At 58.3% G+C, this 7,183-nt stretch carries 3 protein-coding genes; 1 reads left to right on the top strand and 2 read right to left on the bottom strand.

Features of this window, described 5'->3' with window-relative positions; translation table 11 throughout:
• Positions 1-915, bottom strand: a 915-nt coding sequence (locus tag ABIL25_04225) for a formate--tetrahydrofolate ligase (protein MEO0081486.1), incomplete at its 3' end; no start/stop codon positions are given.
• Between the two features lie 162 nt (positions 916-1,077).
• Here ABIL25_04225 and ABIL25_04220 point away from each other — a divergent pair.
• Positions 1,078-3,666, top strand: a complete 2,589-nt coding sequence (locus ABIL25_04220; GenBank protein ID MEO0081485.1) for a hypothetical protein — start codon at positions 1,078-1,080, stop codon at positions 3,664-3,666.
• Between the two features lie 1,304 nt (positions 3,667-4,970).
• On the opposite strand, the gene fusA is transcribed toward ABIL25_04220, so the two are convergent.
• Entirely contained in the window at positions 4,971-7,058 is a 2,088-nt protein-coding gene (gene fusA, locus ABIL25_04215) for an elongation factor G (GenBank protein ID MEO0081484.1), read from the bottom strand.
• Positions 7,059-7,183 lie beyond the last annotated feature (125 nt).

The following is a 7,183-nucleotide window of genomic DNA, read 5'->3' as shown; positions in this document are numbered from 1 at the left end:
GTCGGAGCCGAATCCGGCTTCGATAACGGTATAGTCACATAGCTGCAGTGCCATGTTTGTAGCTACCACGCTTGCGGTGCCGTGGGCGATATTGGCGAACGGCCCGGTATGGACGAACGCCGGTGTGTGTTCAATAGTCTGCACCAGATTGGGCTTGATTGCATCCTTCAGCAGCACTGCCATTGCGCCGGTCGCACCAAGGTCACCTGCGGTCACCGGTTTGTCGTCGTAGCTCAGGGCCACGAGAATCCGTCCAAGCCGCTCCTTGAGTTCGGCCCGGGAAGCCGAAAGCCCGAGTATTGCCATCACTTCGGAAGCAGCGGTTATCACGCAACTGTCCTCACGGGCCGGTCCATTGGCCCGGCCGCCCAGGCCAACGACCATTGAGCGCAGCACCCGGTCGTTCATGTCAATGGCTCTGGGAAACACTATTTCCCGCTCGTCTATGTGCTGCGGATTGCCGAAGTGTATCGAGTTGTCAAGCATCGCGGATAGGAGGTTGTGAGCTGCTGTAACTGCGTGGATATCACCGGTGAAGTGCAGGTTGATGTCATCCATCGGCAGCACCTGGGAGTAACCGCCACCGGCGGCTCCGCCCTTGATACCGAACACCGGTCCGAGCGAGGGCTCGCGCAGCACCACGATTGATTTCTTTCCGAGCCGGTTCAGGGCCATCGAGAGCCCGACTGACACTGTCGTCTTGCCCTCACCGTATTTGGTCGGAGTTGTTGCGGTAACAAGCACAAGCCTGCCCTTGGGACGGTCTTTTAGGCGCTCAAACAACCGCAGCGATAACTTGGCCTTGTAGTTACCATTCGGCAGTACCAGGTCCATGTCGGTGATGCCGAGTGACTTCACTATCTCGAATATCGGCATGAGCTTAGTTTGTTGGGCGATTTCGATGTCAGAGAGCATTGCTCCTCCAGTAGGTGGATGCACTCACACCATATTAGATACGCCCGCAAGCGCCGGGTCAAGCCCGGCGTGCAGGTTCAGGAAAGGTCTCGTCGGGGCGATTCCAGGTTCTGTCTTGACTTGGGCTGGAGTCGGCCTATCTTGTTGCCCCGGAGAGTATCAATGCGCGTGAAGACACTCCTTGTCGTCTGCGTTGTTGGAGGAGCGGCCTTTGCCACCCGGATGTGGACCGAGCAGGAGTTTGAACTTTTCCGCCGGTCATACCGGCAGGAATGGTTTGCCCGGCCTGAGAGTCTGATATTCGGCCCCCGGCGCTACAACTACCTTGAACGTATCAAACTGGCCTGCGATTTCGTGGCAGCCTACCAGGTATCGGACTCTGGCTCGCCCGACTTTGGCGGTATCATTGAGGCCGAGCATCTGCCTAATGTCATCGAGACCGACAACACCCAGGAAGCAATCTGGATATGGTCCCGCTGGTATGAGTTGACCGGTTCGGACGACTACCGCGAGAACATCCGCCGGGCATGGGTATACGTGCTGCGCCATCCGGCCTTCTGGGAGCACTCGGGCCAGCCGGCAAACGTCTGGTATGCAATCTGGAACTCAGGCCTTGCCCTAATGGTTGAGATGCAGTACCGCCGGACTTATGCCGACTCAAGCTTCCTCTCCTATGCTGACTCGTGCCGCGGTTTCCTCATTCGCAATCCGCTCGCCAACGGTACCTACCTCGAATGCTTCGTAACCGCGCAGTCATCAGGCATGGCGTACGACTTTGCGCTCGACCGGTCCGACCAGATTTTGCGCGACACCGCGGTCACAAGAGGACGAAGAATCCAACGCTGGCTTGAGGACAACACCACTTTGAAGCTGAGCCGGGCCGAATGGGCGATGTGTGGCGGCACTGCGTTCTGGGGCGTGTGTAACACGGTCTGCCGAGAGGATACTACCGCTGGCTGGCAGTGGGTCCAGACCTATGCTGAATCCCTGCCCGGGTTCTACCCGTCAGGAACATGGAACTGTTCGCACAACATCTGGCTCGCCAACGCGTACCGTGCCGCAGCAGAACTAGCCGGCGATGAAGACTGGTGGCTGATGCACCACTACCTTACTGACACCCTGCTCCAGAAAGACACTGACCGCGACGGCGGGATTCCCGCAACCTGGACTGATCCCACAACTCAGGATCAGACCTGGGTGACAACCTACCTTGTTTTCATGGGCATGGACGTGTTCGTCACTCCCACCTATGACCACGATGTTGCCGCGCTTGAATTCGCATCGCCGCGACCTCGCCAATTGTACATTACAGGCGACACAATTCCGGTCCGGCCGGTCGTGGCGAATGTTGGACTCTTGGCCAAAACATTCCCGCTCACGGTGCGTGGCCCAGGATACCAGCACATTGAGAACTACGCAAACTTCCCGTTTCTCGGCATTGATACGTCTCTGGCATTTCCTGCGTTCGCCGCAAACTCGGCCGGAATCTACCAGCTTGACGCAGTCACCGGCGCAACTCCGGACCGCAACCGACTCAACGACACTAGCCGTGTCCGGTTCAAGGTCTATGGTCGGTTCACGCTTGCCGGAACCCTGATTGACTCAGGCACAGGCGAGCCGGTGAACGCCTGGCTCAAGGCCCGTATCAGTGGTGCGTCCCATCCACTCGATTCAGCGAAAACCGACAGCGTCGGTCGGTTCGCACTTGCTGTGATTGATACACTCATCCGAATTGAGCTCCAGCCTGGCTTTCCCTACTATCGTCGTTCTTGGGAGCTGTTTGTTCATGGCGACACCACCGTCAGGCTCGAAACCCAAACTGCGCACCTGCTGGTCGTAAACAACGACACGCTAGAGCAGTACGAGGGTTACTACACCTCAACACTTGAAACCCTTGGTATCACCTGCCACACCTGGCGAAGGCCAAGCTCTGGCCTCCCGCCCTATCAGGATGTTGATCGACTCCGGTCCCGAACGCTGATCTGGTATTCTGGCAACACCCGTGTCGGCACTGTACCGGTGGAAGACCAGGACAGCATTTCAGCCCTGATCGCACGTGGTGCAAGCGTGCTCCTCACCGGCCAGAACATCGCTGAAGAACTTGCCGGCACTCAGTTTCTCGAAGGTGTGTGTGGAGTGCGTTTTGACAGCTCAGGCTGGTCAAGATTCTTCGTGTTTGGCAACCGGGCCGACTCGCTTGGCAGCCTGATTCACGCAACTGCGACCGCAGGCGGTGATGGCGCATCAAACCAGACATCCCGTGACATGCTATCACCAATGCGCAACGGTGCGGCGATTCTCCTGGTGTACGACACCCTGACGAACCTAGGCGCGGCCATCCGCCGGCTCGACTCTATGTCCGGTGCACGCATCATCACACTTGGGTTCGGATTCGAGTCAGTGAACCGGCCACTCTCGAAGCCTGACTTTCTCACCCGGGTCCAGCTCATGTCCATCCTGCTTGGCTGGCTCTGTCCGGGTTCTGGGCTGGCCGAACCATCCGACAGACTCCCCAGTCCTGGCTTATCGTTTTTCGTCTCGCCAAACCCATTTCACTCTGCCTGCAACATAACCGCATTGCAACACGCGGACATCGAGATATTTAGTGCCTCTGGTCGCCGTGTAGCGATACTGCCCCAAGGCACTACTAAGTGGCGCCCAGGTCCAGACATCGCGGACGGTATTTACTACTTGTACGCCAGTTCCGGTCCAAGCGCGCACACGATTCCGGTCGTATTGGCTCGGCACTAGCCACTCTGCGTTCAGCATGAAACTCTGCCCCCTGTCATCACTCCCCGCTCGCAAGCGTGGCCTAACCTTGTCAATCTGGTCCGTCACCATAACACCTGACCAGACAAACTGCAGCCACTAGGGAAAACCTACAAGAAGGGTGATCGCCAGCCCTGCACCGTACCGTCACGCTAGCAACCATATACATACACGTCCTTATTCCTTGGACATCACGCACATTGACAGTGCGCGGACCGCGCAAGACCGCGTACTAGTACTGTCTCTCAGTCCAGCACACGGCACGGGACCAGGTTATCCGACCAATGATAACCAAACAGACCGCGCTGTGTATAGTACGACTGGTTGCTCCCTGCGCAAGCGGCTGTGCAGCCACCACTTCTGCCAGCAGTACAGTCCGAAGTGCGGCCCTGAATTCAACACAGACGCCAGCCCGACGTGCTTGCCCCAAGGCTAGCCCCCAGGCTAGCCCCCGGACAGCCTAGGAGGCGGCCCCATGGCTAGCCCGTGATGCCGCATGCTGTTTTGCGTGCTGTTCGACCACCGGTATCGAAGCCCGGTCTGCCAATGCCACCGTTCACGGATCAGCCACACCAGCGGGCCACGGGGTAAGCCCTGAGGCGTTATGCCGTTCATACATCGGCACGAACTGTATTTCCATGATTCCAACTGTAACATCAGATGCTATGCGGTGTTAGCTACTAGCTCCTAACGGGTTGCATCCTTAGCCCTGGCGATTCAATATACGGCTGCTGGATAGATCTATGATGTGCTCTATTCCTAACCTGGCTCCGTTATCCTGCGCTACGCTCCGGCTACATATCCAAAGCTATGCCGTAGTCGCCTGCTGGCTCTGACCGGCCCTGACCGGCGCAAGCGCTGCCGCTCGTACCAACTCAGCCCTCTCCCCTGTCCCGGCGCCGCGTTATGCTATGCCGGTACGCCGTGTCGCCCCAACCGCTAGCTTTGCGCTCGTCGCTGACACGGTTCTGCTGGCTGGAACCGCTTGCTCGCTTGCATCTCGCCAGTTCAGCCTACCGGTCAAGCACGGCACGCGCTGTTGGCCTGTCTTGCAGCAGAAGTCCAGCCCGAGGACCGGCAAGCGGACAAACCCTGACAGTGGGGGGCCGGTCCTGCCCCGGTCATCGGCGAGATTCCGTTGAGTCACGCACTGGCTCGGAATGACACAGGAGATGGAATCTTAGACCACAAGGCGACACCTTACAGTCTATGCTGCGCTCATAGCGCCCGTCGTCAGTGCGAAGTTGACACCATGACCCCAGACGCAAGCCGGGTTAGCAGCCCGCCTAAGCCTGGCGCTCAGCTTCTTTTGCTCGCTTTGCTTCTTCTACGACTTTGGCCGCCAGCTCGCGCGGGACTTCCTCATAGTGCGAAAACTCCAGGCTGAAGTAGCCCCGACCCTGAGTCATCGAGCGCAGGCTGTTGGAGTACTTGTACATCTCGGCCAACGGGACCTGGGCCTTGATGACCTGGAGGTTGCCTTGCGCTTCCATACCCATTATCCGGCCTCGCCGTGAGTTCAGGTCGCCCATCACGTCGCCCGTGAACCGGTCTGGAACCGTGACTTCAATGTTGCCGATTGGCTCAAGCAGTACGACTCCGGCCTTTTCGCAGCAGTTGCGAAACGCAAGTCCTGCGGCGAGTTTGAAAGCGATGTCCGAGGAATCAACTTCGTGGTACGAGCCGTCGAATACTGTCGCCTTGAGGTCGGTCATCGGGTACCCGGCAAGAAATCCCTTTTCCATCGCCTCAACGACACCCTTTTCAACCGAGGGTATGAACTTGGAAGGTATCGCACCACCGTAGATTTCGTCGACAAATTCAAACCCTTCGGCGCGTGCTTTGGGTTCGATTCTCAGCCACACGTCGCCGAACTGGCCACGGCCACCAGTCTGCTTCTTGTGCCGGCCCTGGGCCTCGGACTTGCGGGTGATTGTTTCCCGATAGGCGATCCTGGGCTTGACAAGGTCAACCTGCACGTCGAATCTACGCTTGAGCCGGCCGACAATGACGTCAAGGTGAAGTTCGCCCATACCGTTGATGAGCTGCTGGCCGAGCTCACGGTTGTACTCGTAGGTAAACGTCGGGTCTTCGGCGTGCAGCCGCGCCAGTCCGTTCGACACCCGCTCTTCGTCACCCTTGGTTCTGGGCACGATTGCCTCGGAAATGGATGGTTTGGGGAAGTCCATTTCTGGTAGCCGGATTGGCTGACGCCGCTCGCAGAGCGTGTCGCCGGTGTGAGTGTCCTTGAGCTTGACCAGAGCGCCAATCATGCCGGTGACAAGCTGGTTGACTTCGGTCCGCTCCCGGCCTTTGATAAGGTAAATCTGGTTCACGCGCTCTTCGCGTTCGTTGGTGGCGTTCAGGAGTGTGGAGCCGGCCTTCACCACCCCGGAAAATACCCGCACGTAGTTCATTTCGCCGACATGGGACTCCGAGATTGTCTTGAACACAAAGCAGCAGACCGGGCCGTCAGCCGCACAGGGAAACGAAGTTGGCTCGCCTGTTGCCGGAACAACACCTGAGAGCGCAGGCCGGTCCAGCGGGCCGGGCAGGACATCAACTGCAAGGTCGAGAATCAGGTCCACGCCAACCTGGGTCAGAGCATCACCGCACATCATTGGCGAAATCAGACCGGTCCTTATGCCCTTTCTGACCGCGGCCTGCATCTCTGCAGCCTCGATTTTGACCCCTTCGAGGAACTTCTCCATCAGTCTCTCGTCAACCTCGGCTGCCGCCTCGATTAGCCGTTCCTTCCATCTGCCGATTGCCTCGCTCATCTCGGCCGGAACCGGTATCTCCCGTCGTGTCCCCTGCTCGTACCGGTATGCCTTGTTTGCGAGCAGGTCAACGACGCCGGACAGTGCGGCTTCCTTGCCGATGGGCAGAAACAGGGCTGTAACGTTCGTGCCAAGTGCCTTGCGTATCTCCTCGGCCGTGGTCTCAAAGTCGGTATGCTCGCGGCCGAGCTTGTTCACAAATACGACCTTGGAAAGGCCGGCCTTTTCGATCCGGCGCCAGGCCATCTCGGTACCGACCTCAACTCCGGACCCGGCGTCAACGACCAGAACCGCAGCGTCAACCGCCCGGACCGCGGATACGACGTTGCCGAAGAAGTCGGCGTATCCCGGAGCATCAACGATGTTTATCAGATGGTCGCGGTGCTCGCCGTGAGCGACCGCGAGGTTGATACCAATCTTCCGGCTGATTTCGTCTTCGTCGTAGTCCAATAGTGATGTTCCGTCGTTGACCGAGCCAAGACGGGTATTCTGCTTCATCGTCAGGAGCAGGGACTCGCAAATCGAGGTCTTGCCCGAGCCGCCGTGGCCGAAGAAGCCGAGATTGCGGATACGTTCAGCAGCGTATTCTCTCAACATTTCCTCCTGCAGAATAACGTGATGCGAATCATAACCGTGCAACCGGACAAGTCAAGCAGTCTAGCGCCGGCATCTCACCGGCCCGGCACTACGAAACACTTGTCTTGCCCTGTTCCACATCC

This window comes from candidate division WOR-3 bacterium (genome assembly GCA_039801365.1).
Classification (GTDB): Bacteria; Hydrothermota; Tepidihabitantia; order Tepidihabitantales; family Tepidihabitantaceae; genus JBDRUN01.
The sequence above is the reverse complement of the archived record's forward strand: the minus strand, read 5'-3'. Positions and strand labels throughout refer to the sequence as shown.